Below are 16172 nucleotides of genomic sequence, written 5' to 3' on the forward strand. Positions count from 1 at the left end.
TTACTTCCCCAGGCAAAAACGGGAAAAGATATCTGACAACAAATCCTCTACATCAACGCGCCCGACAAGCCCTTCGAGGCGTCGAATCGCGCTTCTTATTTCCTCTGCGGCTATATCATACCGAACGGACCCGTAAGCGACAGCTTCAACAGCTGCGGAAAGATAAACAATCGCATCCGTCAGCGCAGAAAAGTGGCGTTCTCGCGTGACGACGCCCGCAGTCGAGGAACGATGCTTCAGTTCATCGCCAACACGGGCAAGCAACCGATCCAATCCCAAGCCAGATTTTCCAGACACTGCTGAGTCGTACTCGGGCCAAAGATCGCCCTTTCCAACAACAACCAGGTCGCCTTCCTGCACTGACAGCAACGGTTCTTCACCAGGAAGAACCACGAAGATACGCAAGTCCGCGCGATCGGCACGCTTCTTTGCCAGCGAGACCCCGAGGCCTTCGATCATGTCATCGGTTTCACGCAGGCCAGCTGTGTCCAAAAGCGTCACGGCAAGCCCGCTCAGATCCATCCGCACTTCGATAACGTCCCGCGTCGTTCCTGCGATGTCAGACGTGATTGCAGCCTCTCGACCGGCGAGCGCGTTGAGGAGGGTCGATTTTCCCACGTTTGGCGCCCCGACAATCGCAACCTCGAAACCGCTCCGCACACGCTCAGCAGCAGAATACCCCGAAATCTCTTGCTGGATTGACACGATCACACGGTTCAAAAGCTCTGTCACCTGCGGAGTCACATCCATAGGAACGTCTTCATCCGCAAAATCGATCGTCAGTTCCAGCAATGCCGCCGCCTGGATCAAATCCTCTCGCCAGGCGTCAGTCTTTCGGCCAAGTTCGCCCGAAAGAACCCTGTTCGCCTGCCGCCGTTGCGCTTCGGTTTCAGCATCAATCAGATCACCCAACCCTTCGACCTGCGTCAGGTCGAGCCGTCCGTTTTCCAAGGCGCGTCGCGTGAACTCCCCAGGCTCAGCCATCCGCACTCCGGAAACCGAGCCTAGCTGGCGTAAAACAGCCTGCACCACCGCAAGGCTGCCATGAAGCTGAAATTCAACAACGGTTTCCCCCGTAAAGCTCGCCCCTTCTTCAAACACGAGCACCAAAGCTTCGTCCAGAACGGCCCCGTCGCGATCTACCAAGCGCCGCAATCCGGCCCGACGCGGGTCCGGCAAGGTACAAAATTGCGATGCCGCCTTCAGGGCATCCGGGCCCGAAATGCGAACAACAGCAACGCCTGCCTTCCCTTGCGCCGTGGCAAGAGCAAAGATCGTGTCCATGATGCGTTTCCCTCCGTCGAGGGTATCAGGTGTTCATCGAGTCGAAGAATTCGCTGTTGGTCTTGGTCTGTTTCAGCTTCGACAACAGGAATTCGATGGCATCCGTTGTCCCCATCGGATTCAGAATACGCCGCAGAACGAAAGTCTTCTGAAGATCGCCCTTGTCGACCAGCAGGTCTTCTTTCCGGGTCCCCGATTTAAGGATATCAATCGACGGGAACACCCGCTTATCGGCCACTTTCCGGTCCAGAACAATTTCGCTGTTCCCGGTACCCTTGAATTCTTCAAAGATCACCTCGTCCATCCGGCTGCCGGTATCGATCAGTGCCGTGGCGATAATGGTCAGCGATCCGCCTTCCTCGATATTCCGCGCGGCGCCAAAGAACCGCTTCGGCCGTTGCAGCGCATTCGCGTCCACACCCCCGGTCAGAACTTTACCTGACGACGGCACAACCGTGTTGAACGCCCTACCAAGCCTTGTGATAGAGTCGAGAAGAATAACAACATCTCGCTTATGTTCGACCAATCTCTTGGCCTTTTCGATCACCATTTCCGAAACCGCGACGTGCCGCGTGGCCGGTTCGTCAAAGGTTGACGAAATCACCTCGCCTTTCACGGATCGCTGCATGTCGGTCACTTCTTCCGGACGTTCATCGATCAGAAGAACGATCAGGTAACACTCCGGGTGGTTCTGCTCGATCGAATGCGCGATATTCTGCAACAAAACCGTTTTACCGGTCCGAGGCGGCGCCACGATCAAAGACCGCTGGCCTTTCCCGATCGGTGCAACAAGGTCGATGATCCGGGCCGACCGGTCCTTCACCGTCGGATCTTCGATTTCCATCTTCAACCGCTCGTTCGGATAGAGCGGCGTCAGGTTGTCAAACGCGATCTTGTGGCGGGCCTTTTCCGGCACCTCAAAGTTGATCAGCGTGACATCCATCAACGCGAAATATCGTTCATTTTCTTCCGGCGCCTTGATCGCGCCCTCGATGGTATCCCCGGTCCGAAGCGAGAATTTGCGGATCATGTCGGGTGAGACATAGATATCGTCAGGGCCCGGCAGATAGTTCGCCTCGGGCGACCGCAAGAACCCGAAACCGTCTTGCAGCACCTCCAGCACGCCATCGCCGAAAATGTCCCAGCCTTCATCTGCGCGTTCGCGCAGGATCTGGAACATCATTTCGCCTTTCCGCATGGTCGAGGCGTTCTCGATCTCCAACTCTTCCGCCATCGCCAAAAGATCCTTCGGGCTCTTGGCTTTCAGGTCGGCAAGGTGCAAGCGTTCTTCAGTCATGGGAAACAGCCTCATCCGCCCGCACAGTCGGGGCGTCATCGTCATTCAGAATAGTGAGATGCCTTGACCCGGACGGGCCAGCAGCGGTTCACTAACCCCTCGTCCTGTCGAAGTCAATCTTTCCGGAAGGTCGCCCTTTCCAGACCTGGAACCCGGAAATCCTTAAAATAAAGAAAATAGAAAAGTAGATAGTTGATTTTAGGGAAGCCCCAAAGCTGTGGATTACAGGGTTACCCGGAAGTTTTCCCAAGCCATGCATGCTGTGGACAAATTTCCGGAAAAACAGTGGTTTAGTGCTAAAAACTTCAAAAATTTCTTATATTTAACAACGTATTAGGCATCTATCCGAAGCCTTTGAACAAGCCCAAGCACAACTTGTTGGTTGGCATGATCTTCCCAAAGGCTCAGTTTTCCCGTCCCCAGGTTCAGAACTGCCGTGATGCGGCCCGAAACTCGGTGCGTTTTCCCGCGCCTTGCAATGGCGCGTTGTTTTCCCCAAAACCTTGCAAGCGATCACGCACAGGGTTTTTCAGGCAGTTATCCACATGGGCTCCCCTCTTGTTCTAGCATCCGGGTCCGAAATTCGTGCCCAACTGTTGCGAAATGCAGGGCTCGACCCGCAGATTTTTCCGGCCCGGATCGACGAAGACATGGTGCGCGAATCGCTTCTGGCCGAATCTGCCCCACCCCGTGACATTGCCGACACCCTGGCCGAAATGAAGGCGCTGAAGGTGAGCGACAAGACACCCGGCGCGCTGGTACTGGGTTGTGACCAGGTGCTGGACCATCAAGGTACGTTGTTTACCAAGGCTGATACCCTTGAACAGGCGCGCGACCAGTTGCAACGCTTGCGCGGGTCGCGCCACATGTTGCTGTCGGCGGCGGTGATCTGTCGGGATGGCAAACCGCTCTGGCGTCACGTCGGGCAGGTTCGGCTTTACATGCGGGACTTTTCCGACGCGTATCTTGACGCGTATCTTGACCGGAACTGGAACAGTGTGCGTCACGCCGTCGGTTGCTACAAACTCGAAGAGGAAGGCGTGCGCCTGTTCCACAGGATCGAAGGCGACTATTTCAATGTTCTGGGTCTGCCGCTTCTGGAACTGCTGTCCCACCTTGCTTTGATTGGGGAAATCGACGGATGAGCGAAGAGAACGTACCATTGGCCGGGGTGATCGGATCCCCGATCGCGCATTCCAAGTCGCCGCGCCTGCACGGGCACTGGCTGCGGACGATGGGTTTGCCCGGGCATTACATCCCGATGGAAGTTCCCTCTGACAAGCTCGAAGAGACTTTGCGCTTGTTGCCCCAGCTTGGGTTCGTCGGGTTGAACGTCACGATTCCTTACAAGGAACGGGTGATGGAAATCGCTGATCTGATCACTGACCGCGCCACGATTATCGGGGCTGCGAATACGTTGATCTTTCGGCGTGATGGCAGGATCCATGCCGACAACACCGACGGGTATGGTTTCATCGAGAATATTCGCCAGAACGTGCCGGACTGGGATGCAAAGGCTGGGCCAGCGGTGGTTCTGGGCGCAGGCGGTGCATCGCGGGCGATTGTGGCGACCTTGCTGGACGCGGGTGCGCCGAAAGTAATTCTGACCAACCGTACCCGAGCGCGCGCCGATCGCTTGCGCGATGATCTGGGACAGCGGATCGAGGTTGTCGATTGGCTTCAGGCCGGCAACGTCCTGGAAGATGCGGCAATGGTGGTGAACACCACCTCGCTGGGAATGGTGGGCAAGCCCGAAATGCGTGTGCCGCTGGATGGATTGCGTCCGGGCACCGTAGTGAATGATCTTGTCTACGCCCCGCTAGAGACCCATTTCCTGCGCACGGCCAAGGAAAAGGGATGCCGCACGGTCGATGGATTTGGCATGCTGTTGCACCAGGCCGTACCTGGGTTTGAACGCTGGTTCGGAAAACGCCCCGTCGTCGATGATGCGCTGCGTCGGGCCGTTCTGGGATGAGCTTTCGGCTTGGCCTGACTGGGTCCATCGGAATGGGAAAATCGACCACGGCGCAATTCTTTGCCGAGGAAGGTTGCACCGTCTGGGATGCTGATGCCGCGGTGCACCGGTTGTACGCGCCGGGCGGATTGGCCGTCGCCCCCATTGCTGCCGCGCTGCCAGACGCGATCGAACAGGGCGGCGTTTCACGTGAGGCGCTGAAGCGGATGATCTCTGCCGATGTGTCGGTGTTGAAAACGCTGGAACAGATCGTGCACCCGCTGGTCCGACAGGACCGTTCTGAATTCGCCGGAACAGCCGCTGCGGACGTGCTGGTTTTTGACATCCCGCTGCTGTTCGAAACTGGTGCGGAAACCGAATTCGATGCGGTTGCCTGCGTCTATGTCGATGCTGAAACCCAGCGTGCGCGGGTTCTGGAGCGGGGCACCATGACAGAGGCGCAATTCGAGACTATTCTGGCCAAACAGATGCCGATTTCGGAAAAATGCGCGCGTGCAGACTATGTCATCGAAACCGATACGGTGGACCATGCCCGTGCGCAGGTGCGGGACATTCTGGGCAGGATCAGGAAGGTACAGGCCGATGCGTGAAATCGTACTGGATACGGAAACCACCGGTTTCGACCCTGAACAGGGGGACCGGATCGTTGAAATCGGCGCGGTCGAGTTGCACAATCATGTGCCCACCGGTCGGACCTATCATCAGTACATCAACCCTCAGCGCGACATGCCGCAATCCGCATTCGAGGTGCACGGCCTGAGCGAACAGTTCCTGTCGGACAAACCGGTCTTCGCTGAAATTGCCGACGCGTTCCTGGAATTCATCGAGGGTGCAAACCTGGTGATCCACAACGCCGCATTCGATGTGAAATTCCTGAATGCCGAATTGCGTTGGGTCAAACGCCCGCAGATCGCATGGGAACGTGCGGTCGATACGCTGGCGATTGCCCGGCAGAAATTTCCCGGTTCTCCTGCGTCGCTGGACGCCTTGTGCCGGCGGTTTGGCATCGACAACTCTGCCCGGACATTGCACGGCGCGCTTCTGGACAGCGAAATTCTGGCCGAGGTGTATCTTGAACTGATCGGCGGCAAGCAACCAGACTTCGGCCTGTCCACGACCAATGCGGGAAGTGGCGCTGCCAGCGGCGATGTCGACTGGAGGCCCGGCCGTCGGCCAAAACCCCTGCCCCCGCGGATTTCGGACAACGAAAAGGCGGCTCACGCCGCCTTTGTCGAAAAGCTCGGGGACGCTGCGCTTTGGCGCAAGCCGTAGCCGATCAGGCGTCGGCTGTCTGTTCGTTTTCCTGTGCGGCGGCCGCGGTGCGACGGGCCAGCTCATTGCGGTACAGTGCCAGGAAGTCGATATTTTCCAGGTTGAGCGGCGGGAAGCCGCCGTCGCGGGTCACGTCCGACACGATCCGGCGCACAAACGGGAACAGCATCCGCGGGCATTCGATCAGCAGGAACGGATGCATCTGTTCGTCCGGAACATTTTCGATGTGGAACACACCGGCATAGTCCAGCTCCAACAGGAACAGCTGTTCGCCCGCGTCTTTGGATTTGGAGTCGACGCGCAGTTTCAGCACAACCTCGAACTGATGATCGGCGGTGCGCTTCTTGGCATCCAGGTTCACCTGCACGGTGACGTCAGGCTGAACTTCGCCAGAGGCGCCTTTTTGTGCCAGGATGTTTTCGAACGACATGTCGCGCACGAATTGCGCAAGCACGTTCATCTTGACCTGCGGGGGCTGCGCGGCGGCAGCGCCGTTTTCAGTTTCGGCCATTTGAGATCACTCCAGGTTAAATTAATTGGCACATCGCTTAGCAGGTCAGACAGCGGGTCTCAATGCTTTGTCCAGCCAGACGGCGTGTGCGTTGGACGTCTGGGCGGCTCGACCTCGGTAAATTCACCATCGATCACGTCAGCACCGCGATTTGCGTCTGATGTCGGTGTGCGTGGCCGTTGCGCGAACGGGTCGGCTTGCGGTCCCATCTGAAAGGTTTGCACATTCACCCGCTTGCGCGCCCAGGCCAGAACCATTGCACGGAACGGCGGTGTCAGCAGGGCAAAACCCACCGCGTCGGTAAAAAACCCCGGTGTCAGCAGCAAGGCACCGGCCAGCAGGATCATCGCACCATGCGCCAGAGGCTCTGTCGGATCGTCCAGTCGCGAAAACGATCCGCGCAAGTTGTTCATCGCCATTGCCCCCTGACTGCGCATCAACGACGTGCCGATGATCGCGGTCAGGATCACGATGCCCAGCGTCGGCCAAAGCCCGATCATGCCGCCAACCTGGATGAACAGTGCGATCTCGATCAGGGGAACGGCCAGGAAGGCCAGAAACAACCACATCATCATGCTCCTTTTCCCGGGGCGCTAAGGTGGACTCGCAGCACCCCCTCACCTACATAAGGATGCGAACTGCTTAATTCCAAGTGTGCCCGCAAAGAGGACATCCATGCCGTCGCCCATTCTGCAACTTCTGGTTCTGGCCGGAATCGCCATTTTTCTGATTTTGCGCCTGAAAAGTGTGCTTGGAACCCGGGACGGTTTCGAAAAGCCGCCGGTGCCTCGTCCGCTGGAGCAGCCAGAGACACGCCGCGACTTTGAGGTGATCGAAGGCGGGCCGGATCGCGATATCGTTGACCATGTGCCCTCTGACAGCCCAAGCGCGGACGCGCTGGCCCGGATGAAACGGGTCGAGCCGTCTTTTGGTGTGTCAGAGTTCCTGTCCGGCGCGCGTGGCGCGTACGAGATGATCCTGATGGCCTTCGACAAGGGGGATCTGGCGGCGATCAAGCCGTTCCTAGACGAAGACGTCTATGAAAGTTTTGCCGAGGTGGTCGAAGCCCGCGAAGCGCAGGGCCTTACCATTGAATCCCAGTTTGTCGGCGTGCGGGAACTGGAACTGGTGAACGCCACCTTTGACGAAGCCACAGGCGCGGCAGAAATCACCGTGCGCTATGTCGGCGAAATGACGGCCGTGGTGCGGGACCGTTCGGGCGAGATTGTCGAAGGCAGCCCGACCCAGGTAAAACGCCAGAAAGACATCTGGACCTATGGCCGGCACATGGGCAGCGACGACCCCAACTGGCAGCTTGTCGCAACCGGCGAATGATCGGACGCGTCGCAACAGCAGCGCTGGCAATCCTTTTACTCACCGGGCCGGACGCCATGGCAGAGACACAACCGGCCTACGAAATCCTGTCTTTCGACGCGCTTGACGGGTGGGACGATGACGACCATGACGCCGCGCTGAAAGTGTTCCTCAACACCTGCGGCGACATGGATGATCCCGACTGGCGCGCGATCTGCAACGCCGCGCGGGATGCCAAATCCGGCAAGACGTTTTTTGAACTTTTCTTTCGCCCCGTCCGGATCACCGACGGGGCGGACCCGTTGTTTACAGGCTATTTCGAACCGGAACTGGACGGGGCGCGGCGTCCGGACGCCCGGTACCGCTATCCACTTTACCGAATGCCGCCAGAAGCGCGGCGCGGAACCTGGCTGACCCGGCGCGAAATCATGTCAGGGACTGCACTGCAAGGCCGAGGGCTGGAAATTGCCTGGGTCGATGACCCGGTCGAACTGTTCTTTCTTCAGGTCCAGGGCTCTGGCCGGGTCCACCTTCCCGACGGCAGCTACATCCGTGTCGGATATGCCGGGGCGAACGGACACCCTTACCGGTCGATCGGGCAGGAACTGGTCCGGCGCGGAGTGTTCAAGGCGCATCAGGTGTCGGCGCAGGTGATCAAGAACTGGGTCCGCCGCAATCCAGCCGCAGGGCTGGAATTGCTGTATCACAACCCGTCCTATGTCTTCTTTCGTGAAGTGAACCAGGTGCCTTCGGAGCTTGGACCGCTGGGTGCGATGAACCGGTCGATTACCACGAAACGGTCGATTGCCGTCGATCCGGCATTTACGCCACTGGGCGCGCCGGTCTGGATAGAAAAGGCTGGCCGCGACCCGATGCATCGGCTGATGATCGCGCAAGACACCGGTTCGGCCATCAAGGGGGCGCAGCGCGCCGACATTTTCATGGGCACCGGCGATCAGGCCGGGCGTGAAGCGGGCCGGATCAAGGATGGCGGTCGGATGGTCGTTCTGATGCCGATTCAACGCGCTTACGCCCTGTTGCCCGAAAACATCCAATGACCCGGCGGCGCGTCAAACCGGAAGAGCTGGAGCTTTGGCAAACGGTGGCACGATCCATCGAGCGCCGCGCCGGACGGGAACTTGACCTGTCGCCACGCTCGACCCCGCGAAAACCGCAGCCGGAACCGGGCGAAACGCCTGTCGCCCCCCTGCCCCGTTTCACGATTGGGGAAAAACACCCCAGCCGCAACGAAAGCCACCTGCCGCCGATGTCCGTTTCAGACCGGCTGGCGCAGGCACCGGTGCATATGGACAGCAAGGCCTTTGGCCGGATGAAGCGTGGCAAGCTGGTACCGGAGGCGCGGATCGATCTGCACGGGATGACCCTGGATCAGGCACACCCGGAATTGGTGCGGTTCATCATGACCTCTCAGGCTCGGGGTCTTCGGCTGGTTCTGGTCATCACCGGCAAGGGCCAGCGCCACGACCCCTACGATCCGATGCCTCTGCGCCGTGGCGTACTGAAACAGCAAGTGCCGCAATGGCTGAAGATGGCACCGCTAGGAACAATGGTCTTGCAAGTGTCCGAGGCACATCTCAGGCACGGCGGTGGCGGCGCCTACTACGTCTACTTGCGCAAGCGGCGTTAAACGGTCAGCAAATGCCGCGCCCAGCCTACGCCGATCACCATCATCGCGGTCGCAAAGAGGAAATAGACGGCAACGCCCAGATACTGCGTTTCCAGTCCGATCCCCTTGTCGATCAAGACGCCCGTTATCCCCGGCCCAAGCGCCGAACCCAGCACCATGACCGCGGCTGCCATTGCCTTGATCGCGCCCAGGTGCCGCGTGCCATAGAACTCTGCCCAGAACGCGTTGGGCAGCGTGGTGTTTGCACCTGTCGTCACCGCAAGAAACACCATTCCAATTGCAGCAATAGGCAGGGTCGTGGCCTGTGAAAACAGAACAAAGGCGACCACGATCGGAAGTTGGAACCACGGGATCACGCGCGGCGTACCGAACTTGTCCAACATCCAGCCAGAGCCGACCATCGCAGCCACCGCCAACACGGTATACAAAGGGAAAAGCGCCACCAATTCTAGGTGTGACCATCCCTTGAGGGTGGCGAAATGCACCTGGTGAAAGAAGAATGCGGTGTTGAACGCTGCCGGTCCAAGCAACGCCGGCACCATGAACCAGAACAGCCAGTGCCGCAGGGTTTCGCCCCGTGTCCAGTGCCGCGCTTGCATTCCCAGCGAAACCGACGACTCTGCATGGGATTGGGGGGTGCGTTCTTCGCGCAAAAGGATGCGCAACGCGACGATCCCCAAAAGGACGATCCCTGCGGACATAATCCAAAGCCCACGCCACGGAACAAAGATCATCAAGGTCACGAAGATCAGTGGCAAGAGCGCCTCTGCGCCGGCAAACCCAAGTCCAGCCACCGACAATGCCCGCCCCCGTGTGGCGATGAACCAGCGCGACATCGACACCACAGCGATATGGCTGACCATGCCCTGCCCGGTGAACCGCAGGGCAAAGATGACCGCGGGCAGCAACCAGACCGCCGGGTTTGACGCCATGAACAGGCACGCCAACGCCAATGCCAAAAGGACTATGGTGCCCAGGCTGACACTGCGATACCGGTCGGTCAGGCCCCCGGCCCAGACCATGACCGCCGCCGAAACCGACGTGCCCAGCGTATAGATCCCGCCCCATTGACCATGGCTCAGGCCGAACTCTGCACGGATTTCTCCTGCGAAGATCGAGATGAAAAACGTCTGGCCAAAGCTGGATAAGAAGCTGAGCAGCGCACCGGCCGCCAGCCATCGGGCATTTTCGCGCAGAAACGATACCAGGCTCATCCGCAAAGTGGTGTCGCGTGGCCGCCCGGCTGGCAAGCGGAAACGATGTCAGCCCGCGGTATCGGGCAAGAAAATACGTGCCGAGTGCTGGTCCAGGTAGATCCGCAGCCAAGGGGTGAACCGGTCAGGATCATTGGCAATCTGCCGGTGCAACGCGTCCAGGCTGATCCAGTCGACCTCGAGTACCTCGTCCGGATTGGGGACAACGGTTAGCGTGTTGTCCGCATGTGCCGCGAAGATATCCACTAGTTCATGTTCGATCATGCCACCACCGACATCCGCACGATATTCGACTTGGTCGCGGAACTGTAGGTCAAGCCCGGTGATGCCCAACTCTTCCTGCAACCGGCGCCTTGCGCAGTCTGTGGCGGCTTCGTCCCAGTGCGGGTGGGTACAGCAGGTGTTCGCCCACAGTCCCGGCGTATGGTATTTCGACAGCGCGCGGCGCTGGATCAGCACCGCGTCCCCGCGCAGCACAAAGACCGACACCGCTTTGTGCCGAATGCCGTCATGATGCGCGCGCAGTTTGTCCACCGGGGTCAGAACTCCGTCGATCCATGCGGGAATTTGGTCAGACATCTGTGGGCTCCTGGCTTGCGTGTTGCGCGGGTGCTCCATGCGAAGGATCGGCACAAACGTCAAGTTCCCGTGATTTCATGGGACAAATCCCCGCAGTTTGGGCGAAAATGTCCTGAACTATAGCCATTCGTCGCAGGCAAACCGGATGAATCCGTGTTGTTCGCTCCTATCTGGTTCGGCTAAGGTCCCACCCATGAACTCACCTCTCTGGAGTAAACGCATGAAACTGATGATCGCGACGGCATTTGCAGCCGCTTCCCTCTCGACCGTGGCCTTTGCAGAAGGCGACGCAGCGAAAGGCGAGAAAGAATTCAAGAAGTGCAAATCCTGCCACATGATCGTTGCCGATGACGGCACCACGATCGTCAAGGGCGGCAAGACCGGCCCGAACCTTTATGGCGTCGCGGGCCGCGCCGCAGGCACCTACGAAGGCTTCAAGTATGGCGACTCGATCGTTGCTGCTGGTGAAAAAGGCCTGGTTTGGGACGCAGAGCATTTTGCCAACTACGTTCAGGACCCCAAGGCGTTTCTGGCCGATTACCTGGGCGACAGCGGCGCGCGTTCCAAGATGTCGTACAAGCTGAAGAAGGGTGGCGAAGACGTTTATGCCTACCTGGCCAGCCTGAAGCCGGCGGAATAATCCGACCGGCGTCCGGCAGGACGCAAACGGTTTTCAAGGCGCGCCCGGACACCCCGGCGCGCCTTTTTCATGTCGGGCTATTTCGGGTGACGGACATCAACACCAGATCCTCCAGTGCTTTGGCACGTTTCGTTTGATCGTGACGACGCAGGCGATCCTGTTCCTGTTGCAACAGATTGTGCATCGCCTGATCGCGGCCAAAACTGTTGCGCAACTGATCCTGCACCGCCAGTTCCTGCGCCCGCAAGCTTGCCAAGGCGCCCACAAGGCGCACCCGCTGCCGCGACAGGTGATCGCGCCACGCCACGTCCGCGCCCAAGCTTTGCCGGGCGAAGGCAGATGGATCAGGGGAAAACGCCTGCCGACCGAGCGCATCGATTTCAGCGATCTGCTGCTGGTGACCGTCAATTTCCGCCCGCACCGCTGCCAGGCGTTGTTCATCACTTCGGCGTTGCAACGCTGTGATCTGGACCAAGGCACGCAGGTCTTGCATCATCACCAACCGCGCCGCGCGCGCTGGCGCAGTTCCTCGGCAAAGCGGATGGCCAGCGCGACGGGGCCGTAGTGATCCGGCGCGATCTGTTCACCGATCTCGACCGTTGCATAAATCGCACGTGCTGTTGGCGGATCGGAATGGATCGGGACGCCAGCGTCTGTTGCGATTTCACGAATTTTCAGCGCCATTTCATCAACACCCTTGGCCACGCAAACGGGGGCAGAGCCAGGTGTCCGATCCCAGCGCAGCGCCACGGCAAAATGCGTCGGGTTCACGATCACCACCTCGGCGCCGGGCACGTCTGCCATCATCCGGTTAGAGGCGATGGCCTGTGCCTTGGCCCGGCGCTGGGCCTTCATCGTCGGGTCGCCCTCGGCCTCTTTTTGTTCATCACGCAGTTCCTTGTGCGACATGCGGTTCCGGCGCAGAAAATCGGCACGCTGCCACATGTAGTCCAGCACCGCCAACGCCGTGGCAATTCCCGTGATGACGGCCAAAAGTTCCAGCATGACCTGGCCCATCACCATCACGACCTGCCGCGGTTCCAGCAGCAGGCTGCCGGTCAGCCGGTCCAGATTGGCACGCAGAAACACCGCAAGGCACAGCGAATAGAGCAGCAGTTTGGCAAAGCTTTTGACGAACTCGAACAACCCGCGCCGCCCGAATTTGTTCTTGGCGTTCGACAGCGGTGATAACCGCTGTGCTTTGAAGGCGAGTTTCGATGGTGCAAAGGCAAATCCGCGTTGGGCCGCAAGCGACGCCAGCACCAACGTGGCAGGCAGCGCGGCCCAACCGAACAGCCCCGGTACCGTGTCCTGCAGGATAGAACCAATGGATTGGCTGGCCGGATCCTGCACGAACCGATTGGCCAGATCGTCGGCGCGGGACAGGAACACCGTTAGTACACCACCCAAGGATTGCACCCAAAGCGCCCCAAAGGCCAGCAGGCCCAGCCAAAGCCCGGCGTAACTTGCCGCGACAGACACATCGGCAGAACGGATGATTTCACCTTTCTTGCGCGCATCCTGAAGCTTTTTCGGTGTCGGCTCATGAGACTTGTCGCTGTCGTCGCTTTCGCTGCTCATCGCGCCCCCGCAACCGGGTTGGCAAGGAAGGCATCAACCTGTCCGGCCCAGACCGACAACAGCATCGGGGCCACCAGCAACAGCACTGCCAGCGAGCCCCACGTGATTACGGGTGCGCCCACAAAGGCAACCATCAGCTGCGGCATCGCGCGGTTGATTGCCCCCAGCACAAGGTTATAGGCCAACGACAACAGCAGGAACGGCGCGGCCAGTTGAAACGCCAGTGCGAAGGCGCGTCCGACCAGCGCTGTACCCCATTGTCCGACGATCTGCGGATCGGGCATAGAACCCGCCGGGAACAGGTCATAACTGAGCGTCAGAAACAGCACTGTCTTGACGTGAAACCCGGTGATCATCAGCAAAGTCAGTGCAGCCAGCGACAGGATGTGCCCGATGGCGGGCAGGGGTTCTGGAAAGGCGCCGCCGGCGATTTGCGCCAAAGACGTGCTTTGCGCAGCAATGGAGCCGGCGGTCTGCATCGCAAGGATGAACAGACGCAGCATCAGGCCCAGCAGCAGCCCCACAGCCGTTTCGCTGACAATCGGCCAGGCCAGCCCGGCAACACCGGATTGTATTGGCGGCAGCGCCGGGTTCGACGCTCCGACCGCAACGGTCAGTGCCGCTGCCAACATCAGCTTGTAGCGCATCGGGATACTGCGTTCGCCAAATCCCGGCATCACGCTGACCGCCGCACCAACCCGCAGGAACACCAGCACAAAGGACCAGCCCAGCGCGCTTGCTTGTTCCAGGACGAAGTCCAGAAGCGTCATGCCGGGACCATGCCGACAAGCGATGGATTGGCTTCGAACCCGATTTCCTCGAATGACAGGACGGGGGCGGACAGACCCTTGACCTGTACCAACGTCGACAGGAATCGTCGCCTGCGGGCCGTGGTGACGATGGCGGCGGCGATACCGCGATTGGCGGCGGCGTCGATCTGTTCGGCGATGCCCTTGGTCAGTTTTTCAAACTGGTCGGGGGGCAGAGCCACGTCATACCCGCCACGATCACCTTCGATCTGGTGGCTGATGAACACATCTTCCCAATCGGCGGCCAGCTGGATCAGGGGTATCGTTCCATCGACGCGTTTCAACCCGGCAATGATCTGCGGGCCAAGCCGCTGGCGAACCAGTTCGCACAGGGCTTCGGGCTGGGCCGACATGCTGCGCGCCTCGGCCAGTGTTTCAAGGATTACGGGCATGTTGCGGATCGACACCCGTTCTGCCAGCAGCAATCGCAAAACCGCGTGCAGGGATTCCACCGGCACGCGGTCGGGGATCAGTTCATCCAACAGCCGGCGATTGGCAGCGGCGCGGTCGGAATTGGTCAGGGCGACCATTTCATCCAGGATGCGGCGCAGTGCCTTGAGCGTCAGAAGACGTTGGAAATTGCCCTTGGTGATTTCCAGCAGGTGGGTGGCCAGAACCTCTGTCGGGGAGACGATGGTCGCACCCATCATGCCGGCCCTTTCCTGATCGCGGGATTTGATCCAGCGCGCCGGTGCACCGTAGACTGGCTCTTTGACATCGGTGCCAGAGGGCAGGGAGTCTGTCTGGCCTTGCAGCAGCGCCAGAACCATATCAGGGTGCAGCACGCCACGCCCGGCCTCGACCCCCTGAATGCGGATGACATAAGTGCCGGGATCCGATCCGGCATCATCGGTCAGGCGGATTTCCGGCATGATGAAGCCGAAATTCTCTGCCACGTGGTTGCGCATATTGGTGATCCGGGTTTCCAGCCCGGTCGAAGGATCCAGAACCATGCCCACCAGATCAGTGGCGAATTGCACATGGATATCGTCCAGGTCCAACGTGTCGCCCATGGTCTGCCGCGCCGGGGCCACCGCATCGCCGGGCGGTGCGATGTCTTCGCCGGGCACAGGTTTGCGCCGGATAAGTTCCGCCGCGCCGCCCAGTATCAGCGCCCCGGCCATGAACGGAATGAAGGGTAGGCCGGGCACCAGCGCGAATAGCGCCATCAGGACAGCGACGGTCGAAAGTGCCTGCGGATTCTTTCCCAATTGGGCCACAACCGCCATATCCATTGCGCCCTTAGTACCGCCGCGCGACAACAGCAAGGCTGAGGCGAAGGAAATGATCACCGACGGAATCTGGCTGACCAGCCCGTCACCCACCGTCAGGATGGCATAGGTTTCGAACGCCGCACCCACGGGCATGCCGTGGGCAAAAACCCCCATGCCCAGCCCCATCAACAGGTTCAGCAGCGTGATCAGCAGCCCCGCCACCGCATCGCCCCGAACGAATTTCGATGCCCCGTCGAGTGAGCCATAGAATGTGGTTTCCTGTTGTTCGGTCTCTCGCCTGTGCTTGGCCTCTTCATGGGTGATCGCACCGGAACTCAGATCACTGTCGATGGCCAGCTGCTTGCCCGGCATCCCGTCCAACGCGAAGCGCGCGCCAACTTCGGCCATGCGGGTGGCGCCCTTGGTGATGACGGTGAAGTTCACGATCATCAGAACGCCGAACACCACAAGCCCAAGGAACACGGACCCGGCCATGACAAAACTGGCGAATCCTTCGATCACATTGCCGGCGGCGTCGGTGCCGGTGTGCCCCTGACCGATGATCAGCTTGGTGGAGGATACGTTCAGCGACAGCCGCAGCATCAGTGACGCAAGCAGAACCGTCGGGAAGGCCGAGAAATCCAACGGCTTTTCTGCAAAAAGCGAGATGGTGAAGATCAGGATTGCCAAAGCAAATGACGCGGCCAGCCCGACATCCAGCACCCAGGAGGGTACCGGCAGGATCATCATCACGATCACCGCCATCAGCGCCAGCGCCATCAACAGCGATCCGTTCAGGCGCAGGTTGCGCCGCGCCAATCCGACCTCTGGCAT

18 protein-coding genes are annotated in these 16172 nt (G+C 59.7%); 8 read left to right on the forward strand and 10 right to left on the reverse strand.

Annotated features, from left to right (window positions below; all coding sequences use genetic code 11):
- Both mnmE and rho read right to left on the reverse strand, forming a co-directional pair.
- Positions 1 to 1284, reverse strand: coding sequence for a tRNA uridine-5-carboxymethylaminomethyl(34) synthesis GTPase MnmE (gene mnmE, locus VK792_RS08615; protein WP_326297061.1), 1284 nt, complete (start codon positions 1282 to 1284; stop codon positions 1 to 3).
- A 25-nt stretch (positions 1285 to 1309) separates the two neighbouring features.
- Positions 1310 to 2581, reverse strand: a complete 1272-nt coding sequence (gene rho / locus VK792_RS08620) for a transcription termination factor Rho (RefSeq protein WP_326297062.1) — start codon at positions 2579 to 2581, stop codon at positions 1310 to 1312.
- Between the two features lie 545 nt (positions 2582 to 3126).
- Here rho and VK792_RS08625 point away from each other — a divergent pair.
- The 4 genes from VK792_RS08625 to dnaQ are packed head-to-tail and all read left to right on the forward strand — an operon-like array spanning position 3127 to position 5828.
- A complete protein-coding gene (locus tag VK792_RS08625) occupies positions 3127 to 3726 on the forward strand; it encodes a Maf family protein (RefSeq protein WP_326297063.1) in 600 nt (199 codons plus the stop codon).
- Positions 3723 to 4556, forward strand: a complete 834-nt coding sequence (locus VK792_RS08630) for a shikimate dehydrogenase (protein WP_326297064.1) — start codon at positions 3723 to 3725, stop codon at positions 4554 to 4556. The genes VK792_RS08625 and VK792_RS08630 overlap by 4 nt, the downstream gene beginning before the upstream one ends.
- Entirely contained in the window at positions 4553 to 5146 is a 594-nt protein-coding gene (gene coaE, locus VK792_RS08635) for a dephospho-CoA kinase (protein WP_326297065.1), read from the forward strand. The genes VK792_RS08630 and coaE overlap by 4 nt, the downstream gene beginning before the upstream one ends.
- Positions 5139 to 5828 (forward strand): DNA polymerase III subunit epsilon, encoded by a 690-nt coding sequence (gene dnaQ, locus VK792_RS08640; protein ID WP_326297066.1) that lies wholly within the window; start codon positions 5139 to 5141, stop codon positions 5826 to 5828. The genes coaE and dnaQ overlap by 8 nt, the downstream gene beginning before the upstream one ends.
- Positions 5829 to 5832: 4 nt before the next feature.
- Here the strand turns inward: dnaQ and secB are convergent, their stop codons facing one another.
- Both secB and VK792_RS08650 read right to left on the reverse strand, forming a co-directional pair.
- Positions 5833 to 6339, reverse strand: coding sequence for a protein-export chaperone SecB (gene secB, locus VK792_RS08645; protein ID WP_326297067.1), 507 nt, complete (start codon positions 6337 to 6339; stop codon positions 5833 to 5835).
- A 59-nt stretch (positions 6340 to 6398) separates the two neighbouring features.
- Positions 6399 to 6908: an FxsA family protein gene (locus VK792_RS08650; RefSeq protein WP_326297108.1), complete on the reverse strand. Its 510-nt coding sequence runs from the start codon at positions 6906 to 6908 to the stop codon at positions 6399 to 6401.
- Positions 6909 to 7014: 106 nt separating this feature from the next.
- Between VK792_RS08650 and VK792_RS08655 the strand changes: the two genes are divergently transcribed.
- The 3 genes from VK792_RS08655 to VK792_RS08665 are packed head-to-tail and all read left to right on the forward strand — an operon-like array spanning position 7015 to position 9301.
- The gene (locus VK792_RS08655) at positions 7015 to 7674 is read left to right on the forward strand and encodes a Tim44/TimA family putative adaptor protein (RefSeq protein WP_326297068.1); all 660 of its coding nucleotides are present in this window, start codon (positions 7015 to 7017) and stop codon (positions 7672 to 7674) included.
- Positions 7671 to 8711 carry a murein transglycosylase A gene (gene mltA / locus VK792_RS08660; RefSeq protein ID WP_326297069.1) on the forward strand — a complete coding sequence of 347 codons (1041 nt, stop codon included), beginning with the start codon at positions 7671 to 7673 and terminating at the stop codon, positions 8709 to 8711. Before VK792_RS08655 ends, mltA begins: the two co-directional genes overlap by 4 nt.
- Entirely contained in the window at positions 8708 to 9301 is a 594-nt protein-coding gene (locus VK792_RS08665; protein ID WP_326297070.1) for a Smr/MutS family protein, read from the forward strand. Before mltA ends, VK792_RS08665 begins: the two co-directional genes overlap by 4 nt.
- On the opposite strand, the gene VK792_RS08670 is transcribed toward VK792_RS08665, so the two are convergent.
- Both VK792_RS08670 and idi read right to left on the reverse strand, forming a co-directional pair.
- Positions 9298 to 10515, reverse strand: a complete 1218-nt coding sequence (locus VK792_RS08670; protein ID WP_326297071.1) for an MFS transporter — start codon at positions 10513 to 10515, stop codon at positions 9298 to 9300. The genes VK792_RS08665 and VK792_RS08670 overlap by 4 nt on opposite strands.
- Before the next feature lie 48 nt (positions 10516 to 10563).
- Positions 10564 to 11094 (reverse strand): isopentenyl-diphosphate Delta-isomerase, encoded by a 531-nt coding sequence (gene idi, locus VK792_RS08675; RefSeq protein WP_326297073.1) that lies wholly within the window; start codon positions 11092 to 11094, stop codon positions 10564 to 10566.
- 220 nt (positions 11095 to 11314) lie between these two features.
- Between idi and VK792_RS08680 the strand changes: the two genes are divergently transcribed.
- Positions 11315 to 11734 (forward strand): c-type cytochrome, encoded by a 420-nt coding sequence (locus tag VK792_RS08680; protein ID WP_326297074.1) that lies wholly within the window; start codon positions 11315 to 11317, stop codon positions 11732 to 11734.
- Positions 11735 to 11801: 67 nt separating this feature from the next.
- Here the strand turns inward: VK792_RS08680 and VK792_RS08685 are convergent, their stop codons facing one another.
- From VK792_RS08685 to flhA, 4 genes are read right to left on the reverse strand one after another with little or no spacing between them, the layout of a single operon-like run.
- Positions 11802 to 12209, reverse strand: a complete 408-nt coding sequence (locus VK792_RS08685; protein ID WP_326297075.1) for a hypothetical protein — start codon at positions 12207 to 12209, stop codon at positions 11802 to 11804.
- Positions 12210 to 12229: 20 nt separating this feature from the next.
- A complete protein-coding gene (locus VK792_RS08690; RefSeq protein ID WP_326297076.1) occupies positions 12230 to 13315 on the reverse strand; it encodes an EscU/YscU/HrcU family type III secretion system export apparatus switch protein in 1086 nt (361 codons plus the stop codon).
- Positions 13312 to 14085: a flagellar biosynthetic protein FliR gene (locus VK792_RS08695; RefSeq protein WP_326297077.1), complete on the reverse strand. Its 774-nt coding sequence runs from the start codon at positions 14083 to 14085 to the stop codon at positions 13312 to 13314. Before VK792_RS08695 ends, VK792_RS08690 begins: the two co-directional genes overlap by 4 nt.
- The gene (gene flhA, locus VK792_RS08700) at positions 14082 to 16172 is read right to left on the reverse strand and encodes a flagellar biosynthesis protein FlhA (RefSeq protein ID WP_326297078.1); all 2091 of its coding nucleotides are present in this window, start codon (positions 16170 to 16172) and stop codon (positions 14082 to 14084) included. The genes VK792_RS08695 and flhA overlap by 4 nt, the downstream gene beginning before the upstream one ends.

It is taken from the genome of Mesobacterium hydrothermale (assembly GCF_035818635.1).
Classification (GTDB): domain Bacteria; phylum Pseudomonadota; class Alphaproteobacteria; order Rhodobacterales; family Rhodobacteraceae; genus Mesobacterium_A; species Mesobacterium_A hydrothermale.

Coding starts and splice junctions, on each gene's coding strand:
- VK792_RS08630 (WP_326297064.1), top strand. CDS start 3,723: ATGAGCGAAGAGAACGTACCATTGGCCGGGGTGATCGGATCCCCGATC.
- idi (WP_326297073.1), bottom strand. CDS start 11,094: ATGTCTGACCAAATTCCCGCATGGATCGACGGAGTTCTGACCCCGGTG.
- flhA (WP_326297078.1), bottom strand. CDS start 16,172: ATGCCAGAGGTCGGATTGGCGCGGCGCAACCTGCGCCTGAACGGATCG.
- mltA (WP_326297069.1), top strand. CDS start 7,671: ATGATCGGACGCGTCGCAACAGCAGCGCTGGCAATCCTTTTACTCACC.
- VK792_RS08680 (WP_326297074.1), top strand. CDS start 11,315: ATGAAACTGATGATCGCGACGGCATTTGCAGCCGCTTCCCTCTCGACC.
- rho (WP_326297062.1), bottom strand. CDS start 2,581: ATGACTGAAGAACGCTTGCACCTTGCCGACCTGAAAGCCAAGAGCCCG.
- mnmE (WP_326297061.1), bottom strand. CDS start 1,284: ATGGACACGATCTTTGCTCTTGCCACGGCGCAAGGGAAGGCAGGCGTT.
- VK792_RS08670 (WP_326297071.1), bottom strand. CDS start 10,515: ATGAGCCTGGTATCGTTTCTGCGCGAAAATGCCCGATGGCTGGCGGCC.
- coaE (WP_326297065.1), top strand. CDS start 4,553: ATGAGCTTTCGGCTTGGCCTGACTGGGTCCATCGGAATGGGAAAATCG.
- dnaQ (WP_326297066.1), top strand. CDS start 5,139: ATGCGTGAAATCGTACTGGATACGGAAACCACCGGTTTCGACCCTGAA.
- VK792_RS08625 (WP_326297063.1), top strand. CDS start 3,127: ATGGGCTCCCCTCTTGTTCTAGCATCCGGGTCCGAAATTCGTGCCCAA.
- VK792_RS08690 (WP_326297076.1), bottom strand. CDS start 13,315: ATGAGCAGCGAAAGCGACGACAGCGACAAGTCTCATGAGCCGACACCG.
- secB (WP_326297067.1), bottom strand. CDS start 6,339: ATGGCCGAAACTGAAAACGGCGCTGCCGCCGCGCAGCCCCCGCAGGTC.
- VK792_RS08650 (WP_326297108.1), bottom strand. CDS start 6,908: ATGTGGTTGTTTCTGGCCTTCCTGGCCGTTCCCCTGATCGAGATCGCA.
- VK792_RS08665 (WP_326297070.1), top strand. CDS start 8,708: ATGACCCGGCGGCGCGTCAAACCGGAAGAGCTGGAGCTTTGGCAAACG.
- VK792_RS08655 (WP_326297068.1), top strand. CDS start 7,015: ATGCCGTCGCCCATTCTGCAACTTCTGGTTCTGGCCGGAATCGCCATT.
- VK792_RS08695 (WP_326297077.1), bottom strand. CDS start 14,085: ATGACGCTTCTGGACTTCGTCCTGGAACAAGCAAGCGCGCTGGGCTGG.